Raw genomic sequence first — 22,693 nt, 5'->3', positions numbered from 1 at the left:
ACTCGCTTAGTCAAACCAACGCTTCAGCGTCTGATCGGCTTCCTGTTTCACCTCGGCGTTCACATAAAGACTCACCATGGCGAGTGCTGCCGCCAAAGCACCGAGATCATCACTGAAACCCACTAACGGGGTCAGATCCGGAATCGCATCCAAAGGAGTAATAAAATAAGCTAAGGCTCCAAAGATCGCGGCCTTGGCCCATTTTGGGGTATCTGGCCTCTGGGCGGCGTAATATAGCCAGAGCGCCTTCTGGACGACCTCCCGCCCCGCCTGCTTGGCGTAATCTTTGAGCTTGGCCCAAAAACCGCTATCACTGTATTGCTCTTGTTCCATCTCATCTCCACTCGATGTGTTTTAATGGTTCCCTCAATGTTCCTTGCCTGACTAGCTCTCGTCAATGTTGATGACTCAAATATGCGAATGTCTCTCATCTTGGACTGAAAGTCGTTCGCCGCCTTAGGACAGGGATGAATAATGCAATAATCACCAACCACTTTTGCCGTTTGCGTAGCAAAATTAAAGGGGGGTTAATAATACGAAAAAATGGAATATTTATTCAAATTAGCGCTCACGGTACGCATAATCACTCAATCAACATTTAAATTCAATCTCTTTGAAATAAACCAGAACCTCAATGCCGATAGAGAAACAGCCATAAGCTATTAAAACAATTAAATTTTAAATATCGCTGATACAGTTTTTTACAACTAATTAGAACTATGACTCAGCTCATATTTTTATTTTTTGCCCAGATATAAACTCGCCAATAAGTTATCAAAAGTGCTTTTCTCTAAACGTAACGGAGTTGTATATGAAGAGAAAGTCCAAAATCATGGCGCATATAAGGCGTACCCGACATATCATGATGCCTACCCATCGTGATTATTTTGACCACTCTTTCTTTTTCCCTGCCACCGCCCTCTCCAACTAATGGGGATAGGCTGCTCCGCGCATCCATCTCCTTAGTATCCCCAATACATACAATTAGTTGCTTTTACTCGGCCGGTAATATCCTGCACGCGTAACGGTAAGGCTTTCTTATACCTTTTCTCTGGCGAAGCATTCGTCATGGTATCTCTACGCCTTACATAAATATCGCTGCTTGAATATATCAGCCCAGGGCTGACTTTATCTAAATTTTAATATTGGAATTTATTTTTCCGATACGAGCCCTGCTGACTTTTTTAAATAAGGTTATTTTATGAAATCATTAAAAATTGCAGCAAGTTTATCTGTTCGCTCTTGTTTTGATACTGAAAGAGAAGTTGTCAACGTATTAACTACCGACTTTTGCGATATTGGTGCCGTGGTTGTTTCAGTCACAGATGTGAATAACGGCATAGTCGACAAAATCAATAATACAGGCCTGAAACTGCCCATTTTCGTCGCCGTATGTTGTGAAGAAACCTTCCCCGATGATATCTGCTCTGCCATTACCGGCGTATTCGAGCTTTGCGCCAGCAGCAGTACCGCGTTTTACGGCAAACAGGTAGAAACCGCGCTCAATAAATATGAGCAGGCGCTGCTGCCACCTTTCTTCGGCACGCTGAAAAAGTATGTCGATATGGGTAACTCTACCTTTGCCTGCCCAGGACACCAAGGCGGTCAGTTCTTCCGTAAGCACCCGGTTGGTCGCCAGTTTTTTGATTTCTTTGGCGAAACAGTATTCCGCGCTGACATGTGTAACGCCGACGTCAGACTGGGCGACCTGCTGATCCACGAAGGCGCCCCCTGTGATGCGCAGAAGCATGCCGCCAAAGTATTCAATGCCGACAAGACTTACTTTGTCCTCAACGGCACTTCAGCCTCCAACAAGGTGGTGTGTAATGCACTGCTGACCAAGGGCGATCTGGTACTGTTTGACCGCAACAACCATAAGTCAAACCACCACGGCGCGCTGATCCAGGCCGGAGCTACCCCGGTTTATCTGGAAACGGCCCGTAACCCCTTCGGCTTTATCGGCGGTATCGATGCCCATTGTTTCAGCGAAAACTATCTGCGCGAAGAAGTACGCAAGGTTGACCCCAGCCGTGCCGATGCCAAGCGCCCCTTCCGCCTGGCGGTGATCCAGCTGGGTACCTACGACGGCACCATATATAACGCCCGTCAGGTCGTGGACAAGATAGGCCACCTGTGTGACTACATATTGTTTGACTCCGCCTGGGTGGGCTATGAGCAGTTTATCCCCATGATGAACGACTGTTCACCGCTGTTGCTGGAGCTGAGCGCAGAAGATCCGGGGATCCTGGTGACCCAGTCGGTACACAAACAGCAGGCCGGTTTCTCACAAACCTCGCAAATCCACAAGAAAGACAGCCATATCAAGGGCCAGGACAGATACTGCAACCATAAACGTTTCAACAACGCCTTTATGTTGCACGCCTCCACCAGCCCCTTCTACCCGCTGTTTGCCGCACTGGATGTCAACGCCAAGATGCACGAAGGCGCCAGTGGCCGCTTCCTATGGCGTGAGGCGGTGAAAGCCGGTATCGAAGCCCGTAAACTGCTGCTGAAAAAGTGCAAATATATCAAGCCGTTCATTCCGCCAATGATAGAAGGTACCCCATGGCAGGATCATGAAACCGAACAGATGGCCGATGACCTGCGCTTCTTCGAATTCGAACCCGGTCAGAAATGGCATGCCTTCGAGGGATATGAGAAAGGCCAATACTTCGTCGACCCTTGTAAGTTTCTGCTGACGACTCCGGGTATCGATGCCGAAACCGGCAAGTACACCAACTTCGGTATTCCGGCAACGATTCTGGCCAACTTCCTGCGTGAAAATAACATCATTCCGGAGAAGTGCGACCTCAACTCGATTCTGTTCCTGATCACCCCGGCCGAAAACATGGCCAAGATGCAGCATCTAGTATCTCAGATTGCCCGCTTCGAGAAGCTGGTCGATGAAGATGCGCCGCTGTCTGAAGTGCTGCCCAATGTCTACAACGCCAACAAGGAACGCTATCAGGGTTACACCATACGCCAGCTGTGTCAGGAGATGCATGATCTCTATGTCAGCCATGATGTAAAACAGCTGCAAAAAGAGATGTTCCGTCAGGCCCACTTCCCCAAAGCCGTGATGAACCCACAGGAAGCCAACATAGAGTTTATCCGCGGCAATGTGGAGCTGGTGCCCCTGTCACAGGTGGAAGGTCGCATCGCGGCCGAAGGCGCCCTGCCTTATCCACCGGGAGTGCTCTGTGTGGTTCCCGGCGAGATCTGGGGTGGCGCGGTTCAACGTTACTTCCTCGCCCTGGAAGAAGGGATCAATCTGCTGCCGGGGTTCTCACCTGAGCTGCAGGGCGTGTATCTGGAACAAACCCCTGAAGGCCGACAACAAGCCATGGGCTATGTCCTGAAAGCTTAACCATAAGCGGCGGGGCATGGCGCCCCGCCACCTGGCAACATGATTTAGGTAAATAATTATGAGCAAAGCAAATAATAAAATTGGCGTGGTTCAGTTAACCATTCTCACCATAGTGAACATGATGGGCTCAGGTATCATTATGCTGCCAACCCAGCTGGCTCAGGTGGGAACGATTTCAGTGCTGTCCTGGTTGGTGACGGCGGCGGGTTCAACGGCATTGGCCTACGCCTTCGCCAAGTGCGGTATGTTCAGCAAAAAATCGGGAGGTATGGGCGGTTATGCCGAGTACGCCTTCGGTCGCAGTGGCAACTTTATGGCCAACTATACCTATGCGGTATCTCTGTTGATCGCCAACGTGGCCATCGCGATTTCCGCCGTGGGCTATGGTGCCGTGCTGTTCGGTGTCGAACTCAGCCCCATCGCTATCTGTCTGTCCACCATAGGTGTGCTCTGGTTGGCCACTGTGGCTAACTTCGGTGGCGCCCGCATCACAGGTCAGGTATCCAGTATCACAGTGTGGGGGATTATCATTCCGGTTATCGGGGTATCTATCATAGGTTGGTACTGGTTCGACTTAGACCTGTACAAGGCGGCCTGGAACCCCCACGACATGCCATTCTTCAAGGCTCTGGGTGGCTCAATCGCCATGACACTGTGGGCTTTCCTGGGATTGGAATCTGCCTGTGCCAACGCTGAAGCAGTAGAGAACCCAGAGAAAAACGTGCCTATCGCGGTAATGGGCGGCACTATAGGTGCAGCGGTTATCTACATCATCTCTACCAATGTGATCGCCGGTATTGTGCCCAACGGTGAGCTGGCGCTGTCCAATGCACCTTTCGGTCTGGCCTTCGCGCAAATGTTCAACCCCACTATCGGTTCCATTGTCATGGCCTGCGCCATCATCTCTTGTACCGGTTCCCTGCTGGGTTGGCAGTTCACCATCGCCCAGGTGTTCAAGTCATCTGCCGATGAAGGTTTCTTCCCTAAAGCCTTCTCCAAGGTGACCAAGAAAGACGCCCCGGTCGTCGGCATGCTGATCATAGTCTCTATACAAACCGTACTGTCACTGATGACCATCAGCCCCTCACTGAGCAAACAGTTTGAGGCGCTGGTTAACCTGGCCGTGGTCACCAACATCATCCCCTACATCCTTTCCATGGCGGCTCTGGGTGTGATGCAAAAGCAATTGAATATCCCTGTAAAACAGGCCCGAATTGCCAACTTTATGGCCGTGATTGGTGCCCTGTACAGCTTCTATGCCCTCTATAGTTCAGGGGAAACCGCCGTGATGCTGGGGTCTATTGCCACCTTCTTCGGTTGGACCCTGTTCGGCGTCATCTCCAACAAAAATGCCAAACAGCAATTGAAACACGCTTAAAGGCTTACGGGCGTGCACTCCCCGGCGTGCGCGCCCACCCCAAATTAAATCAATAACAATATTGGATGAGGTGGACTATGAACAAGACAATACTGGCGCTGGCAATCCCTGCGCTGCTGCTCTGCGGCTCAGCCCAGGCAATCGAGCTGTACAAGGATGATACCAATAGCTTTGGCATCAGCGGCTGGCTGGGTTTCGCCGCCTACAATGATGGCCACGAGACCTCAGTGATTGACGACACGTCAAGGATACGTTTGAGCTTCGAGCGTAAAGAGCGCAACGGCTGGACCGCCTATGCCGTCACCGAATGGGGCATCAACATGGTCACCAGTGATGACAATCTGGTGCTACAGGGCGGCAGACTCGCCGCCGAGAAAACCGATGACTTCCTCAACAACCGCCTGGGTTATGTCGGCCTGTCCCACGATACCTGGGGTAGCCTGACCTTCGGGAAGCAGTGGGGCGCCTATTATGACGTGGCCGGTACCACAGACTTACCCAATGTCGTGGCCGGTTATGCCGTCGGTGCTTACACCTTCGGTGATGGTGGTCTGACGGGTACCGGGCGCGCCGATGCCGCATTCCAGTACCGCAATGACTTTGGCCCGCTGCATCTGGCACTGCAATACGCCGCCAAGCAAGATGGTGAGGTCTCGGTACAGGACAGCAACGGCGAACCACTGGCCAACTCTGAACTGGACTTTGATTCCAGCTACGGTGCCAGCCTGACCTACAGCGTCACTGACAAGTTCAAACTGCTGGCTGGCTTCAACCGTGGTGATATCGATGGCCACCTGGAAGGTAGCGAACTCAAGGTGACCAACCAGATAGTAGGCATAGGTGCCATGTATGGCGACTATTATCACTATGCAGCCAACCGTGAAGCCAGCGGTTTGTATGTGGGTTTCAACGCCCACAAGAGTGACAACAACGAACTGGTTGGCGGTGAACTGTACGACGCCACCGGCGCCGAGCTGATGGTGGCCTACCAATACGACAACGGCTTTGTGCCCATTGCCATGTTGAGCTACCTGGATCTGGATACAGATCAGCACAGCGCCATTCAAGGGAACTGGCGTCGCCAATTTGCCATGCTGGGTCTGCACTACAGATACAGCAGAGACACAGTGATGTTCTTTGAGGCCAAGCTGGACTTCAGCGACATGGATGACCCGGCCGAAGATGCCGCCCAGGACAATAACTTCGCCGTGGGGATCAACTACTTCTTTTAACTGAACTTCTATAGCGGCACACTCCCGCTCCATTGCTGGCAGTACCCTTTTTGCCAGGCACGCTCGGCCACCCTGATCCCACTTCCTTCCAGGGTGGTTTTTTTTGTAACCGAAAAAGTTATCTAATGAACTCTCCAGCTACAATTGCTTTGCCCTGCCCCCTGGATAGGACTGCTAAGGCTGGTCACCAGAGGAAAAACGGCGCGATGTTAAGAACCACACACTTTAAACGGTCAGAGACTTACTGTCTGTTTGCACCACCCCCAGACAACTTAAAGCATCGGCATCCAAATCATAACCAGCTACCATTAAAAATGGTTTGCATGCGAGCTCACGCTCTAAAGTTTCAAAATGTGTCGCAGTAGCTTGAACAATGTATTCATGTTCCCATCCAATATATCCCTTACAACGAACCATACCACTTCCGACTTGGCTTATGAGATCTCGAAACCTTTCAGGTGAAATATCATTATAAGGGGTAATATTTACGACCTTGAGACCATCATCATTATGATTCGAGGTGATTGGAGTTTTGATACATCTACTATTGAACACTAACTCATTTGGATGTACCCGCCCATAATCGCAAGATATCATAGATGCATTAGGGTTAATCAAACCTATTTCATCCCTAACACTTTTTAAAAAACCTTCACTCACTTCAGACGCATGATTCAACAAGACAATATCCGCGACGCAAACTTGACTCATGGCCAAATTCGATTTACCCAATAACTTACTTAAAGAAATTGTATCAACAATGGTTACCACACCTAAAATATTAACAAGATGGTGTAACGTATCCTGTTCACTCAATAGGTTCATAGGATTGGCTACACCACTACATTCTAGAACAATATACTCAGGGTGAAATTTTTTACAAATTTTCGATATGGCACTTTCAACATTTCCACTAATAGAGCAACAAACACAGCCATCGTCCAATGTAACAACAGCAAAGTCATCAACCATTAAATGCTTATCTAAACCCTTTGTGCCAATTTCGTTTTGAATTACAGCAACAAATTGTCCTAAACGATTTTGAGCCTCTATATATTCATTTATAAAACTAGTTTTCCCCGAGCCTAGAAAGCCACTAACAATAAGTAAAGATGGTTTAAATTTCACCCTGTCAACTGAAGGTACTATTGCCCAACTAGGCACAGACTCTAACCCTACGGCACCATCAAGCCAAATAACGCGGCGATTATTATCCGACTGACATATGCTGTGAATAGGAAAACCTGTTAGACGAGTTATAGAAGGAACTAAAGTTTGGCAAAAACGATTGATATTATTCAATACTGAATATAAAGCCTCATATTTACCATCAATCAAAAACTTCGCATACTCTGAACGACAAAAACTTTTTGGCGCTTCAATTGCAACCAGTTCGCAAAAAGAAAGATCCAACTCTACTTCATTATCAAACCTATTTAAAATAAGTGTAAACCTGCCAATTTGGAAAAGGGATTTCATGGTTTCATCAAAGCAGAAACTACGAATTTTACTTGAGTAGTCCACAAGCTGAGAGAGGTATAGTGCGGCAAATGGCATCTGCTCCAAAACACTAGCATTGGGTTCTGGGAAATAATAGACATCAAAAGTAATCCAACAATATTTATCTAACAGTTTTCTTTCAGCTAAAGTAATACCATAAAATCCTTCATCATTGTAAAGCTGGCAGACCCATGAATTGGCTCTCCCCTTAACTTGATTTATTCCCTTCCAACCTAAAGCTTGCTTAAGCTTCCTATCGTGAGAACAATACAACAATAGTCCGCTAAAGAACTGAAGCAAGACCTTAGGGTCATTCCAAAGACTTGAAGGGCAAAAGGGGACTTTCATAATACCCCCAAATTACTATTAAGCATTTTCATAAACACCAAACCCTATATTGTCACCATTTCCAAGATAAGCTTTACTTTTCGATCTGTTTTTTGCCGTCCCCTTAACCAAAGGGTAGCCACGATCTAGCAATTTATTGGCTGTCATAATGCCTGTACAATGGTTGCACCCAATTTTCTCAAAGTTCCAATCTTGTAATGAGATAACCAGATCATCATATTTAGGATCCCAATCCTCAAATGGTGAAATATGTAACCCACCATATAACCCATGAAATTGATCCTTATCATATTTAAGCAATCTATACGCAGAATCCGTCAGTTGAATAATACCTTGATGACAACAACCAGAAACGATAACCAATCCTTTGCCAGCAACATTAAAAGCCATTGACATCTCACCATATGTACGACAAATAATAGGCACACCAAAGTGCATCAATACCATCCCTGGAATAAATTCACTCACTTCGTCCTTGATCTCTATCACATCGCCTGAATGACCTGAATCCTTGATATATTTAAAACCCTCTTCATAAAATCCATGCGGAACATATATCGGGATGTCTCTTCGATATTTAAGAGCTACGGGCAACCCCCAAAAGTGGTCAAAATGTTCATGCGAAAATATCAATGCTTCAATCTCGCCATCAGCCAACATTTTATCAATGCCTTCACGCTGGAAACATTCGTCCATCCAAGCATATGACCAACCACAATCGAGTAGATACTTATGATTAACCCCATCATTATCAAGAACTTCAACTAAGGCTGAAAAGCCACCAGGATTATCAGAATTGATAGACAAAGTCTCAGTTAATTCCCAAGCTTCATTTACTCTTTCAGGCAGCAAGTGCTTTATTTTTTCAATACCTTCAGAATAGCTGCCCTTCGCTATCCCCTTACCATTTCCAAATGGAGGCCAGTTAAAATCATATTGGTTTACCAACAAACCACCAGCATCATGTATATCCTTCATCAAGACGCTATTGTCAAACCAGCTTGTTTCAGAGATGCAAGTGACTTTAACGCCTTGACAACTACCAAAGTCGAATTGTTTTCTAACAGTTTTAGGAAGTTGACTTCTAGATAGTGGCGAATATGAGTACAAGCCCATAAAAGCAAAAGCACTAATACCGATCCCAGTAGCAACACCTTTCACAAAATCTCTGCGATTAACCGAAAACATAATGCCTCCTAAGGTATCAAATTAATGCTCTTACTAAACACTGGAATAATGTATATTACGCAGAAGTAAATTATCCCACCCAAGACACCACCAAGAATAACCCCCTTCCAAAAACTAGCTGGACTTTGATAAACTTCAAATTGCTCGCCAACTTCCAACTTATGAGGAACTCGCTTCCAACCAGGCCATTTATCCATAAAAAGATAGTTAATTAAAAATATATTTATTAACCATATCATTGGGATCATAGGAAATTGCTGAGGATGAGAGTATCCTTTTTGAGTACCTAAAAAGTCATGAGCATAACGGTAATAAAGCATGTATATTGCAATACTCGCAATAATAGTCACAACAGTCCTAACAAGTATTCTAAGAGGTTGATTACTAATGCTGTTAGGCCAATTATTACAATAAAAGGCAATATATAACGATGGCACCAACCAGAATATTGCCATTTCACCAACATGTAACCAACGCCAGTCAGGTGCGTCTTGACGCCTGGTACCACGAATCGCCTCGCCCCAAGCTAACTCTTGAACATAATACAAGAAGAAGCATAGACACACAGCCATAAATACAATACCTAAAAAGGCACTAACCCTGCGTAACCAAGCTATTTTTATATAACAGAACGGATACTTTTCGAAAGTGAACTCATATAGCCAAACAACAACAGTACAACACATTATCCAAGCAATATGAAAGTTACCAGACACTGTATTGGCAAATTGCTCCCAATACGGAGGAGTTATCGCTGTAAATTCTTGCCAAGGATAATAAAGTATAGCCATGTGTGAATGCATGGTAACCAAGTAAATGATTAAACTCAGGAAGAAAATTAGCAAACTGACGCTCATACCTCGACCAAATCGCGACATATTTTGCCAAGGAGCATAATCACATGCCGCCACCCAACTAGGTGCCAACCATGATGCAATAACAGCAAACATCATTATAGCTGTGCTCGCATACTCTACTGCATAAAACTCGGTAATACCTAACTCAGTCATTCTTTGTGGAGAAAAGTATGTAATGCCATACTGTCCAAGAAATAGTTTAAAGAAACCATCAGTAATCAAAACGACCAGAAGATAAGTTAACAATGTTAGAATAGCGCCCTTTAATATTGGATGAGTATCATCAAGCCATTCGTATTTAAATGGCCAATAATCAAAAACATAGGACACTAACAATATGGCAATTAGTATCCAGCGACAATACATGTAACCAACATAAGGCGTATACAGTCTAAATACACCGCGAGGATCTTGAAAAATCCACCAAGTTATTGCAAATATTAGCAATGTAAAAACAGTATTGACTAATAAAGATATTAGAGGTGACCATCTTGGTGCCAAATTCAAACCTTGCAAATAGGTTTTACAAAACTTACTTTCCATAAAAACCTCTAAAATTAAATAATTAATTTCAATAACCAATCTATGCTTTAAAAATAAAGATTCTGTGACAACTGTCACACAAACAACAGTAATGAGCCACCTATCACAAAGATATATAAAGATCAATTTAGCAAGGGGTAAAATAGCAATGTTTAAAATTTTATGAATAAAAACAGGCTCAACTTATTTTTATTTTTTATTTTTTATTTTTTATTTTTTACTCTGCCGTTATATTTAGCCCAGAACAATGAAGAAATATGACTTATATTCAAAAAGCAAGTTCTGGAAAGCTTAAGCCTAAACCGTTAGGATACTTGCCATCCCGCGGCTTCAGTGGACGCAGCCGCGCCAACGCAAAAAAGTAGCCAAGGTCATGCCCGCCAAACCATTACTCGCTTACTACCAGGATTGCTATAAGGAAGATTGTGTCGACCTTAATCTGTGGCACCTTGGCAAACTAAACCAGGAAGACAGGCTATTTATTGAGGGCGAGGATTCGCTGCTTTCAGGCTTCCTGCCAAGACAGCCAATCGCCCAAGAAGCCGGGGCGCAGCTCCTGCCCAGAATCGCCATGTACCAGCGCGAGCGCCAACTGCTTTACGTTTCCCATTTCGTGGTCGGCCAGTTAAAGGAAGAGGGGCAGACCCGCACTATACTCAGCCCTCTGGTTTTTAAAGAAGCCCAGTTGGAAGAGGATGACGGCAGCTTCTATGTTTCCCTCAAAGAGGGGGCACTGCAGATTAACGAACCCTTGCTGCGGCTGTTGCTGCCGGAAGACAGTATGGAAGCCGGCTTTGATGCCATCTTCGCTCCCGAGCGCCCCGACAGCTGGACCTCGCTGTTGAGCCAAAGCCACCAGAACATAGATGCCCTTGGGCTGCTGGGATTCCCCAAACTGACAGGCTATGACAGCCTCGCCCGCCTGACCCGCAAGCGTAAGTTAACTCTGGTGCCGGCATCAGCGCTGGTGTTTCTGAAACGCCCCAGCGCCAGTCGCGGCATTCTGCATGAGATCTCTGCCATGATGAATGCGGCCGAACTCTCGGCGCCGCTGCAGAATCTGATGGGAACACAACTGCCACCCAAGACCGAAGCCAAGCGCCGCCTCAAAAGCCAGTACCTGCCCTGCCTCTTGTCCCGGGCACAGCAGCAAGTGCTGGAGATAGGCGCCGGCCACAGTCTTGGCTGCGTTGTCGGGCCGCCGGGAACCGGCAAGAGTTATACCATAGCCGCCGTCGCGACCGAACATATGGCCCGGGGCGAGTCTGTGCTGATCGTTGCCAACAACGAACATGCGCTCGATGTCATTAACGACAAGCTTGAGAGTCAGTTCGGGCTCAAGGACATCAGCCTGCGGGCGGGACAAAAGGCCTTCCTGAAACAGCTCAAGGATTATCTCAGCAATCTGCTGGACGGCTATCATTCACTTGAGCACACACCCCCGCGGCAGTTGGAAAGCCAGCTCAATTTATTGAACCGGCAACTGGACAACTCAGAACGCCGGCTGCTGCGATTTTTACGCCGCGCCATTCGCCGCGGTCAAAGGCTGCACAAACTGGAACGCTCACAGCAGCGCTGGTTGTTGCAGCTCTATCTTGCTCTGTTTGGCCACAGCATGGAGAACCTGAGCCAACATTGGGACACCCTGGATGAGTTGAACGATAGCCTGACAACCAAAGAGGCGCTGGCGGCCAAGTTGCTGCAAAATGTCAAAGCCAGCCGGGTCGCCGGCTTGCTGAACAACCACAGGCAACAGCTGCAAACTTTCAATCAAGCGATTCGTTCCCGCACCTCACAACGGCAGTTTGCGCTGTTCGATACCTTGGATTACCAGGTGTTGCAACAGGCGTTTCCCATCTGGCTGGTGAGCCTCAACACCCTTCACAAGGTGTTGCCGTTGCAGCGGGAGCTATTCGATCTGGTTATCTTCGATGAAGCCAGCCAGAGCAATATCACCAGCGCCTTACCGGCACTGTTTCGGGCCAAACGGGCACTGGTGGTCGGCGATGGCAAGCAGCTCAGGCATATCTCTTTCCTGTCCCGCAGCAAAGAGCTGGCGTTGCAACAACTGCATGGCGTGTCCACAGCGCAATCCGGCATCTGCAGCTATCGCGATAAATCGATTTTGGATCTGGTGGCCGAGCAGATAGCCTCCCAGCAGCAGGTCGCCTTTCTCGATGAGCACTTTCGCAGCGCTCCCGAGCTTATCAGCTTCAGCAACTCGCAGTTTTATCAGCAGCGGCTGCGGATAATGCAGCACAGACCCTGTACCAGCAGCGGCCATCTGCATCTGCACTCAGTGATGGGCGAGCGCAGTGAACAGGGAGTCAACCAGGCTGAAATCAGTGCACTGTGCAACCTGATAAGGCAGCAGATAGACAGCTGCGAACAAGCGGGAATGACCAAGTCGCTGGGAGTGTTATCGCCTTTTAGGGCTCAGGCCGATGCGCTGGCCGATGCTTTGTTCAAACAGTTTTCCGCCACCGAGCTGGAAAAGTATCGCCTGCGGGCCGACACCCCCTTCGGTTTTCAGGGGGAGGAGCGCGACATTATGTATCTCTCCTTCGCCGTTGACCCACAGAGCAAGAGAGCCGCGGTATATCTCAACCGCGAAGATGTGTTCAATGTAGCCATTACCCGCGCCAGGGAACAACAGCACCTGTTTGTTTCGGTAGCGGCCCAAGAGCTGCCGAGCAACTCACTGCTGCGCCGCTATCTGGAATCCAGCCGTCAATTCAATGCTCGGCACAGGCAAAATGACCAGTTGGATCAGTTTCAGCGCCAGCTTTGTGACGCCTTGGCCGGGCACAATATCGAAACCTGGCCGGGCTATGAGATAGCCGGCACAGAGGTGGATATCCTCTGCCGCTGGCAGGGCGAGTATCTGGCGCTGGATCTCATCGGCTTTCCCGGCCCCTGGATGGACTTTTTTGAACTGGACACATACAAGATACTGCAGCGGGCCAAGGTGCCCATGTTGCCCATCAGCTATGGACTCTGGTTGCAGAATCCCGGTGCCTGTATCGAGCGCATTCGCAGTAAGCTGACTCGGGAACCCCAGAGTTAACAATCATCAGAAGCGGTTTTGGCGGCCGCAAGCGAACCCAAACGGGGATGACGCAGCAGCAGTAACCATAAGGTCATCCCCAAACAAAGCACGCCGGCCCAAAACATAGCGACCCCAAAGCCGGCGGCAACCGCCTGATGATTTATCGCTGCTATCCCACTCGGATCAAACTGTCCCCCACTTTCAGTCTCTTTGGCCGTGTAGATGACCCGGCTCATCAAGGTGCCCAAGAGGGCGATCCCCAAGGTCATACCCGTCTGCCTCACGGCATTCATGGTGGCCGAAGCCATGCCCGAGCGCTGAGCCCCGACACTGGCCATCACCAGCTCACTGGTTGCCGGTACCGCTAGCCCCATTCCCAAACCAAGCAGGGCAAGATAGCCCGCCGTCAGAAAATAAGCCGTTTCCGCTTGCAGGTTTGACAGCAACATGAGCGCCAAAGCCATCAATCCATACCCCAGACTCATCAGTCGCCTGACTCCAAAGTTCGCCGCCAGGCGGCCAAACCCCATGGCCGCCACAGCCATAGCGATAAACTCGGGCGCCATCCGCCAACCGGCCTCGGCGGCATCCCAACGCTGCGCTTCCTGAAAAAACAGCGACATAAAAAACACGCTGCTGTAGGCAGAAAAGCCCAACACAAAAGAAGCCGAGTTATAGCAACCAAAGTCCCGCTGCCGAAACAACTTCAGCGGCAGCAGTGGCCGCGGCGCCTTAAGTTCAACCCGGATAAAGACCGCAAACAAAATGGCGGCCAACAGCAGCGGCACCAAGGTGTGATAACTCAACCAATCATGCTCACCCAAGCCGATAAGGCCATAGGTCAGTCCCCCAAGGAAGAGTATGCTGAGCAACTGCCCGGCAAAATCCAGTGCCGCCTGTTCCGGGTCGGCACTCTCGTCCAGCCCCCAAGCCCCCAGCAGTAATGCGATTATGCCTATGGGGACATTGATCCAGAAAATGCTCTGCCAACCCACATGCTGCACCAGCAAACCGCCGACTATCGGCCCCAGTATCAGAGACAGGGCGCTGACCGATGACCAGATGCCTATCGCGCGGGTGCGGGCGCCAACGTCAGAAAAGGCGTGGGTCAACAGAGACAGGGCTCCCGGGATAACGGCGGCACCGGCAATCCCTTGAATCCCCCTTCCCAGGAGCAACAGCCACAGAGAGTCTGCCATGGCGCAGGCGATTGAACCCAGAGTGAACAGCACGACCCCGCAGAGCCACAACAACTTGCGGCCAAAACGGTCCCCCAGCGGCCCGGAAGAAAGAATTAAAGCCGATAAACACAGGGCATAGGCGTTCACCACCCATTGGGAATCCGCCATGCTGATTGCCAACTCCTGTTTCATGGTCGGCAAGGCGACATTGACTATGCTGATATCCAGAGTCGCCATAAAAGTGCCCAGACAGATGGCCGCAAGCAGAGCGACCTGACGCAGAGAAGACATGCTGTTCCTCCTTGAAGCTCAGTTGTTATTGAGAATAATTCTCAATATAAATTTCGACCGACCGTCGGTCAATTGCATTTACAATCACTGGATGGCCGGCATCTGGCCTTGGATCAGCACTTTAGGTAGGATGAATGCCGATTCTGACCTAAGGAAGGTGCGAACAAATCCCATGTGTGCTCTGCGTCGGCTTACTGGCTTGGATGCAAGGCGTGGTTCGCAGCAAATGGCCCTAGTCCTTTGCAAGAAGCACAACACAGCAGGCAGGCCTGTAAACCACGCCCTTCGGGGCTTTCACAGCAACCGGCTCTCTGCGTTATCCGACTTCGACAGGCCCTGGCATGCCTTCAGTCAGATGCCTTGAACGCCAATTACGGTGTCAGCCACTCTCTACAAAAGAGAAGGCCACGAGGACTTATTCGCACCTTCCTAATGCACAGGGGCTTGATTCACTCGGCGAGTATGAAAGAATTTGGCGGCCAATCGGCCAAGAAAAACATTATCCTGGCCGACGCAGTTTCCTGGCAGATCAAACTTCTTATATTGAGTGGTATGGCTAATGACAAATAACAGCACCCCGGGAGCTCCACGCACTAAACCGGCAGAGGTTCGTCTCGATGAACTCATGGATGCGGCACAGAAGTTATTTATTGAGAAGGGGTTTGAAGCCACTACAGTCAGCGACATAGTGCGCGAGGCCAAGGTCGCCAAGGGGACTTTTTACCACTACTTCAATGCCAAGCCGGAGATACTCTCGGCTCTGCGGCAACGCTTTAGCCGGCATTTTGTCGAGCAGGTGCAACTGGCAATGGATGCCTGCGATAGCCATGACTGGCCGACACGACTGGATGTTTGGTGCCGGGCCAGTGTCAACGCCTATCTGGCCGGTATAGAGCTGCACGACCTGCTCTTCCATGACAACTATTACCACGGTCACGGCAACAGCGAGCGGGATCGGGTGTTGGCGCAGATTATTGAGCTTTTGCTAAGCGGCAAGCGCCATGGCGCCTGGCAGTTGGAAAGGCCAGAGCTGAGCGCCATCATCCTCTATCACGGCATGCATGGCGCGGTAGACAACGCCATGCATAACGGCATCAAGGACCGCCAAGCGATGGCGCAACAACTCGGCGAAGATCTGTCACTGGAATTCCGGCGTCTGCTGGGCTGTTAGCCTACGCAGCCCTTGTTTAGAACAAAGGCTTGCTAGCGCCCTCTATCGTCTTGGGTTTTTACTTTGATTTCTTACTCTGGCCCTGGCTTTTACCCTGAGTATGGCTCTGGGTATGGCCAAAGACGGGCCTGGCACCGGGTCTGGCTTTGCCACTGCCGGGCTTGGAGCCTTTAGCTGTTGCCGGTTTGCCTGTTGTTGTGTGGTCGCCGCCCTTGCCTTTTCCGGCCTTGTTACCGCCTTTGGCCCCTTCAGTGGACTTACCCTTGGCAGCTTTGCCGCTGCGCTCTGCAAACTGATTGTCGCTGAAACGGGTGAGTCCCTGGCGGCCCTTGTCGGCCCCCTTGCGGTTATGCTTACCGGCCCAGGCTTCGGCGCGGCCTTCCGGGGGCACCAGATGCTGTGGCCCAGTGCCGATAAGATGCTGTTTCCCCATGGCGATAAGCGCCTCGCGGATCAGCGGCCAACCTGCGCTGTCGTGGTAACGCAGCAAGGCCTTGTGCAGTCGCCGCTGGCGCCCCTTCTTGGCCACCGGCACCTGTTCGCTGCTGTGTTTGACGTTTTTCAACGAGTTCAGCTCTGTGTGGTAGATGGTCGTGGCGTTGGCCATAGGCGATGGGTAGAAGTTCTGCACCTGATCCAGTTTGAACTTACGCTCTTTGAGCCACAGCGCCAGGTTGAGCATGTCCTCGTCCGTGGTGCCCGGGTGAGCCGAAATAAAATAGGGGATCAGATACTGCTGCTTACCCGCTTCGGCCGAGTATTGGTCGAACAGCTCCTTGAACTTGTCGTAGGTGCCCATACCTGGCTTCATCATCTTGGATAAAGGCCCCTCTTCGGTATGTTCCGGTGCTATTTTGAGATAGCCACCCACATGGTGCTTGGCCAGCTCTTTAACGTAACGCGGATCTTCAATCGCCAGGTCATAACGCACGCCGGAGGCGATCAGCACCTTCTTGATCCCGGGAACATCCCGGGCGGCGCGGTAAAGATCTATGGTGTGCTGATGATCTGTGTCCAAATGGCCACAGATGCCGGGAAAGACACAGGATAAGCGCCGACAGGTTTTTTCGGCCTTTTCGCTCTTGCAGCCGAGACGATACATGTTGGCCGTTGGGCCACCGAGATCGGAAATCACCCCGGTAAAGCCGGGCACTTTCTGCTGTATATCTTTAATTTCTTTGATAATAGATTCTTTCGAGCGGCTCTGGATAATCCGCCCTTCATGCTCGGTTATCGAACAAAATGAGCAGCCACCGAAACAGCCTCGCATGATATTGATTGAGGTCTTGATCATGTCGTAGGCCGGGATCTTGGCCTTGCCGTAAACCGGGTGTGGCACCCTGGCGTAAGGTAAGTCGAATACCGCATCCATCTCATCTGTGTTGAGCGGCCAGGCCGGTGGGTTAACCCAAACACCACGGTCGCCGTGGGGCTGGAACAGGGCTCTGGCACAACCTGGGTTTTGCTCCTGATGCAAAATCCTCGATGCATGGGCATATAGGTATCTGTCTTCACTCACCCGCTCGAAGGCCGGCAGCAACACATAGGTCTGCTCCCAGGGTCTTGGCTTGGGTGGCTGCACACTGATGGGCTTGGGTGCGTCGTTATCGAAGATCTTCTTGTCGGATGGCCCGGACAAATTCTGGCAGCCGACATCGTCGGCGCCATAGGGATTGGGGATAGGGTCAATTTTGTGCAACTGATCTATCTTGCGCGAGTCCATGCCGCGCCATTCTGGCAGTGGCTCTTTTCGGATAACCGCTGTGCCGCGGATATTCTGCATCTGCGCCATGGTTTCACCCTTGGCGAGACGATGCGCCACTTCCACCAGCGGCCGCTCGGCATTGCCATAGATCAGAATGTCGGCCTTGGCATCAAAAATCACACTGCGGCGCACTTTGTCGGACCAATAGTCATAGTGGGCAATCCGCCGCAGGCTGGCCTCGATACCGCCTATGACCACGGGCACCTCTTTAAAGGCTTCCTTACAGCGCTGGGTATAAACAGTCACGGCGCGATCCGGGCGCTTGCCGCCTTCATTGCCCGGGGTATAGGCATCGTCGTGGCGCAGTTTACGATCGGCCGTATAACGGTTGATCATCGAATCCATATTGCCTGCAGTGACCCCGAAAAACAGATTCGGTTTACCCAGGCTCATAAAGGCCTCTTTGCTGGACCAATCCGGTTGCGAGATGATCCCCACTCTGAATCCCTGCGCTTCCAGCAAACGGCCAATCACCGCCATGCCGAAACTGGGGTGATCCACATAGGCATCACCTGTCACCAGGATCACATCACAGCTGTCCCATCCCAGTTGTTCCATCTCCTTACGGGACATGGGCAGAAAGGGAGCCGTGCCGTAACACTCGGCCCAATACTTGGGATACTGAAATAAGCTGGATTCGACTTGCATTTGAGACTGACCATCAGAGGATTCGACACACGGCAGCCACGCTGCCTCAGGGCCGCGGAGTATAACAGGCTAGCCGGGTTAAGTGTGACTGATTTTTCACCAACTACCGACTATTTGTGCCCCTTGCTTGTGCCTGCAAGCCAAGGCCCCACTTGGATTGTGGCTTCTCGTGGGCTCAGAGCAGCAAGCGCCCCACATACTGCCAGAGGTTAAACAGCGCCAGCACAAGTATGCTTATCCAGGTGAACAAGGTGCCGAGGAATCGGCCCGGGTGGTAACCGCCCTTGCCCTGGGTCAGACCTATGGCATGCAGCAATCTGGCCACCAGCCAAATCGTCCCCAGTAGATGTAACCAAACGCCGGCCATGCCGTTGGCTTCGGCCAGCACTAAAAGCAGCAAGGCTATCGGGGCATTTTCCAGCAGGTTACCGTGCACCCGGTTGGCCAGATACAGTGCATCGTTACCACCATCGCCTAGGCCTATCTTGTAAGTACGGCGCAGCCCTACCACCCGGTAGGCCAAAGCCAAGACCAAAAGCCCCGTCAAGGCGGCATAAAAACCCGATATAAACAATGACATAATTTCAAACACTCCTTTTTAACCTTCTCTATTCAGCCTCTATTGGCCCCATAAAACCCAGGTGCGCACATCAACCTTAACGCAACAAGCTTGCACTTAAGCTCACATAAAGGAAATAATTTTTAAAATGTCATTAACCAGATTCGGCCCCTTGCTGTAGAATCCGCGCGGGCCAAAAGCCGTCCATCCAACCAAGGGCACAGTGGGAAACCGAGTGGATAATCAAGAATTCATTGAAAAGCGCCGTTTTATCATCAAGTTGGGTAAGGCTCTGCATAAGTTCGGCACTCCGGCTTATCGGCTCGAAACCCACTTGCAGACAGTGGCCAAGACGCTCGGCATCGAAGGCTATTTTCTGATCTCCCCCACTTCGATGACCTTTGTGCTGCAGCACGATACAGATCAGGAATACAACCATGTTGCCAGAGTCAAACCCGGCGAGCTGGATCTGGGTTCGCTGGCCCGTACCGACGCCCTGGTGCAGGAACTGAGCCTGGGGCAACGCAGCCTGAGTGAAGCGCTGGAACGTCTGGATGAGATAGCCAACAAGCCCAATCCCTATGGCCCAATGTTAACCCTGGGCGCCTTTGGCACCTCGGCCGCCGCCTTTGCCATGCTGATGGGCAGCAGCTGGAATGATGTGTTCTGGTCGGCCTTGATAGGCATGCTGGTCTATGGCTTGGTATTCAGCGCAGAACGCTCGCGAAGGATGGCCGAACTGCTGGAACCCCTGGCCGCCATGCTGGCCGGTTTCGCCGCCTGCGGCCTGGCGCAACTGGATGCCGGGCTGAATATCCCCGTGGTGGTGCTGTCGGGGATCATCGTCTTTATTCCCGGCCTGGCGCTAACCCTGGGCCTGGCCGAACTGGCGGCAAGGGATCTTATGTCAGGCACCATGAGGATCATGGATGCGGTAATGCTGCTATTCAAACTCTACTTCGGCGCCGTACTCGGCGTGGCAATAGGCAATGCCCTGTTCGGCGAATCCCTCTATATTGAGCCCATGCCGTTGCCTCGCTGGGCCATCTGGTCGGCGGTGCCCATCCTCTCCATGGCGCTGGTGTTTATCTTCAAGGCCAGGCTCAAAGATGCCCCCTGGGGCGTACTGGCCGGTATTGTGGCCTTCTTCTCCGCCATGTTCGGCGGCCTCTATCTGGGGGATTCTCTGGGGATCTTCTTCGGCGCCCTGGCCGTGGGTATTTACGCCAACCTGTTTGCCCGCTGGATGAAGGCACCGGCCTCCATTGCCCTGCTGCAGGGGATAGTCATCCTGGTGCCTGGCTCCAAGACCTATATCGGCCTCAATGTGCTGATCTCGGGTGAAACCATGTTGAACCAGTCGCATCTGGGGTCGCAGATCTTTCTGATCTTTATGTCACTGATCGCCGGGCTTATCTTCTCCAACGTGGTGGTGCCGCCGAGAAATACTCTCTAAACACAGCTGCCGTGGGCATTCGCGCCGGAGGGTGGTAATTTATTACAAGCTAAATCATTACTTTATTTCGACGGTCGCCTTGACTAACCGCCCATTCGGTTGTGTTATTGAAGTGTGAATATCAGCCCGATATTCACTACCGAGAGGAGGCAGTCTATGGCAACAAGCCGCAGTGTCTTGCTTCTGGCAACTCTGTTTGCCAGCCTCTCCGTTTTGGCCGAAACCGGCACCGCAGGCAATGGCACCACCTCGTCTTCCCAAGGCAAAAATCCACTATCAGAGCGGTTCAAGGTTGGCAAAATTGTGGTGGTCAGCAACCCGATTTTCGACGAGTCTGCCAAGAATGCCATCTTCCTGCACAATTGGGCCAACGCCTTGCATATCAATACCCGGGAGTCGGTGATCCTCAATCGCCTCAGTATTCAGGAGGGGCAGGAAGTGACCCCAAGGCAGTTGGAAGAAGCGCAGCGAATTCTCAGGCGTGAGCCCTATCTCAGAGACGCCAAGGTCTCTGTGGTCAAGGCCGACCCCAGCGCCGATCAACAGCCTGATGGTGAAACCCTGCTGGTAGAAACCTGGGATCAATGGTCGCTGCTGCCCACCATCAGCCTGGGACGCAGCGGCGGCAACAACAGCTTCTCTGTCGGGTTGAAAGACGACAATATTCTGGGTCTGGGGATCCGCACCCGTTTGAAGTACCAATCCGACGAGGACAGAACCGGCTACAAGGTGGCATTCGAAATGCCGCTGAACATCATCAAAAATGCCACTGTGGCGGCCAACTTCTATGACAACAGCGATGGTCAGGCCAAACAACTGTATTTCGACAAGCCTTTCTATACCCTGGACGACACCCGAGCCTACGGCGCCGAGTATCTGGATGAAGACAGAACCGACACCATTCGCCAAAACGGCCTCGACATCAACGAATTCAATGAAGAGCTCCGCTATCGCAACCTCTACTGGGGCTTTATGTTCGCCAAAGAAAACCAGAGCCGGCAAAGATTACGCCTTGGAGTTACCCAGGATAAGCACAGCTTTTACGCCCTGCCTCAATATCCGCAGCAACCCTTGCCTCAGGACAGAGATTTTCTCTACCCCTGGGTAGAATGGGAGTACCTGCAGGATGACTTTCGGGTACTCACCAATATTCACCTGGTCAACTATAACGAAGACTTCAACCTCGGCTGGCATCACAGCGTTAAATTGGGGCTGGAAACCAAAGACAGTGACAACCTTGGCTATCACCTAAACTGGCGCAGCAGCCGCGGCTATTTTGAAGGCAAGGAGCTGCTGTTGCTGGCATTTGGCGGTGAAGCCACCCTGGCCACCCGGCAACGGGACTTTTATCAAGTGAATGTTGCCGCCGAGTATTTCTATAAGTTCACCCCCAAGTGGACCGCCTACTCCAAGGTGCGGCTATCCAACTCCAACAACAACTATATCGACCGTCCCTTTGCGCTGGGGGATGAAACCGGCATTCGCGGTTATCCCAACGACTACCAGCACGGTGACAATCAATGGCTGCTGACCGGCGAAATCCGCTATTACCCCAATATCAACCTCTACCAACTGGCAGAATTGGGCTGGGCCGCCTTTATCGATGTCGGTCAGGCCTTTGGTGGTGCCATGGCCAATGACAACGAAGTCTCAAGCCCCATAGGCTCTGTCGGTATAGGTGCCAGAATTTACTCTTCCCGCTCCAGTTATGGTCATGTCGCCCATATCGATTTCAGCGTGCCCTTTACTCAGGGCGATGAAGTGGACGGCTGGGAGTGGCGCTTTCAAGTGAAGCAGAGTTTCTAAGCTGACTTTGCCACCTCAGCGGCAAACTCTGCACTAAACTTGAAGGGTCACAGCAACCTGGAGCTGACATGAAAAAACTCCATTCCTCTGTGCTACTCGGCCTGTCGAGCCTGATATCGGCACAGGCAAGCACGTTGAAAATCGCCTTTGTTGATTTTGCGCCATACCGCTTTCAGGAAGAAGGAGAACTCAAGGGCGTCATGGTAGAGATGACTCGCCTGGCCTGCCAGCGCTGGGAGGAAGGCTGCCAACTCAAGCTGTGGCCCAATGGCAGCCTGAGCAAGCCCAAGCCATGAACATTCCACTCGAGTAGAAAAGCAAAAGGCCGCCCGTGATAACACGGGCGGCCTCGTT

16 protein-coding genes are annotated in these 22,693 nt (G+C 50.8%); 9 read left to right on the top strand and 7 right to left on the bottom strand.

The features are described from left to right. Positions 1-6: 6 nt before the first annotated feature. Positions 7-333 (bottom strand): YkvA family protein, encoded by a 327-nt coding sequence (locus K5621_RS01480; protein WP_039035843.1) that lies wholly within the window; start codon positions 331-333, stop codon positions 7-9. A 478-nt stretch (positions 334-811) separates the two neighbouring features. Between K5621_RS01480 and speFL the strand changes: the two genes are divergently transcribed. The 4 genes from speFL (at position 812) to K5621_RS01460 (ending at position 5,977) form a co-directional block, all read left to right on the top strand. Next, on the top strand, positions 812-931 hold the full coding sequence (speFL, locus tag K5621_RS20135) for a leader peptide SpeFL (protein ID WP_167387703.1): 120 nt from the start codon (positions 812-814) through the stop codon (positions 929-931). Between the two features lie 270 nt (positions 932-1,201). After that, positions 1,202-3,367 carry an ornithine decarboxylase SpeF gene (gene speF / locus K5621_RS01470; protein WP_165564310.1) on the top strand — a complete coding sequence of 722 codons (2,166 nt, stop codon included), beginning with the start codon at positions 1,202-1,204 and terminating at the stop codon, positions 3,365-3,367. A gap of 58 nt (positions 3,368-3,425) precedes the next feature. After that, positions 3,426-4,745, top strand: coding sequence for a putrescine-ornithine antiporter (potE, locus tag K5621_RS01465; protein WP_221050241.1), 1,320 nt, complete (start codon positions 3,426-3,428; stop codon positions 4,743-4,745). A 77-nt stretch (positions 4,746-4,822) separates the two neighbouring features. Further along, a complete protein-coding gene (locus tag K5621_RS01460) occupies positions 4,823-5,977 on the top strand; it encodes a porin (RefSeq protein ID WP_221050240.1) in 1,155 nt (384 codons plus the stop codon). Between the two features lie 225 nt (positions 5,978-6,202). Here K5621_RS01460 and K5621_RS01455 read toward each other — a convergent pair whose 3' ends face one another. From K5621_RS01455 to K5621_RS01445, 3 genes are read right to left on the bottom strand one after another with little or no spacing between them, the layout of a single operon-like run. Then, positions 6,203-7,825 carry a GTP-binding protein gene (locus tag K5621_RS01455; protein ID WP_221050239.1) on the bottom strand — a complete coding sequence of 541 codons (1,623 nt, stop codon included), beginning with the start codon at positions 7,823-7,825 and terminating at the stop codon, positions 6,203-6,205. A gap of 18 nt (positions 7,826-7,843) precedes the next feature. Continuing rightward, entirely contained in the window at positions 7,844-9,013 is a 1,170-nt protein-coding gene (locus K5621_RS01450; protein ID WP_221050238.1) for an MBL fold metallo-hydrolase, read from the bottom strand. A gap of 8 nt (positions 9,014-9,021) precedes the next feature. Continuing rightward, positions 9,022-10,491: a hypothetical protein gene (locus tag K5621_RS01445; RefSeq protein WP_221050237.1), complete on the bottom strand. Its 1,470-nt coding sequence runs from the start codon at positions 10,489-10,491 to the stop codon at positions 9,022-9,024. Positions 10,492-10,786: 295 nt separating this feature from the next. Between K5621_RS01445 and K5621_RS01440 the strand changes: the two genes are divergently transcribed. Further along, on the top strand, positions 10,787-13,480 hold the full coding sequence (locus K5621_RS01440) for a DEAD/DEAH box helicase (protein WP_221050236.1): 2,694 nt from the start codon (positions 10,787-10,789) through the stop codon (positions 13,478-13,480). On the opposite strand, the gene K5621_RS01435 is transcribed toward K5621_RS01440, so the two are convergent. Beyond that, entirely contained in the window at positions 13,477-14,934 is a 1,458-nt protein-coding gene (locus K5621_RS01435) for an MFS transporter (RefSeq protein WP_093981886.1), read from the bottom strand. The two genes, K5621_RS01440 and K5621_RS01435, sit on opposite strands and share 4 nt — an antisense overlap. A 559-nt stretch (positions 14,935-15,493) precedes the next feature. Here K5621_RS01435 and K5621_RS01430 point away from each other — a divergent pair. Further along, positions 15,494-16,105: a TetR/AcrR family transcriptional regulator gene (locus K5621_RS01430; RefSeq protein WP_221050235.1), complete on the top strand. Its 612-nt coding sequence runs from the start codon at positions 15,494-15,496 to the stop codon at positions 16,103-16,105. Positions 16,106-16,163: 58 nt separating this feature from the next. Here the strand turns inward: K5621_RS01430 and K5621_RS01425 are convergent, their stop codons facing one another. Continuing rightward, positions 16,164-18,518, bottom strand: a complete 2,355-nt coding sequence (locus tag K5621_RS01425; protein ID WP_221050234.1) for a YgiQ family radical SAM protein — start codon at positions 18,516-18,518, stop codon at positions 16,164-16,166. 175 nt (positions 18,519-18,693) lie between these two features. After that, positions 18,694-19,098 (bottom strand): MAPEG family protein, encoded by a 405-nt coding sequence (locus K5621_RS01420; protein ID WP_221050233.1) that lies wholly within the window; start codon positions 19,096-19,098, stop codon positions 18,694-18,696. A gap of 214 nt (positions 19,099-19,312) precedes the next feature. Here K5621_RS01420 and K5621_RS01415 point away from each other — a divergent pair, with 214 nt between their 5' ends. The 3 genes from K5621_RS01415 to K5621_RS01405 all read left to right on the top strand — a co-directional run bounded on the left by K5621_RS01415 (position 19,313) and on the right by K5621_RS01405 (position 22,635). Next, complete coding sequence (locus K5621_RS01415) at positions 19,313-20,533, top strand: threonine/serine exporter family protein (protein ID WP_025889321.1); 1,221 nt, start codon at positions 19,313-19,315, stop codon at positions 20,531-20,533. A 156-nt stretch (positions 20,534-20,689) separates the two neighbouring features. Then, positions 20,690-22,339: a BamA/TamA family outer membrane protein gene (locus K5621_RS01410; protein ID WP_245003123.1), complete on the top strand. Its 1,650-nt coding sequence runs from the start codon at positions 20,690-20,692 to the stop codon at positions 22,337-22,339. Positions 22,340-22,407: 68 nt separating this feature from the next. Further along, the gene (locus tag K5621_RS01405) at positions 22,408-22,635 is read left to right on the top strand and encodes a hypothetical protein (RefSeq protein WP_221050232.1); all 228 of its coding nucleotides are present in this window, start codon (positions 22,408-22,410) and stop codon (positions 22,633-22,635) included. The last annotated feature ends 58 nt before the right edge of the window (positions 22,636-22,693 follow it).

It is taken from the genome of Shewanella carassii (assembly GCF_019670705.1).
Lineage (GTDB): Bacteria > Pseudomonadota > Gammaproteobacteria > Enterobacterales > Shewanellaceae > Shewanella > Shewanella carassii.
Note: the sequence above shows the minus strand (reverse complement) of the source record. Positions and strands in the feature narration are given on the sequence as shown.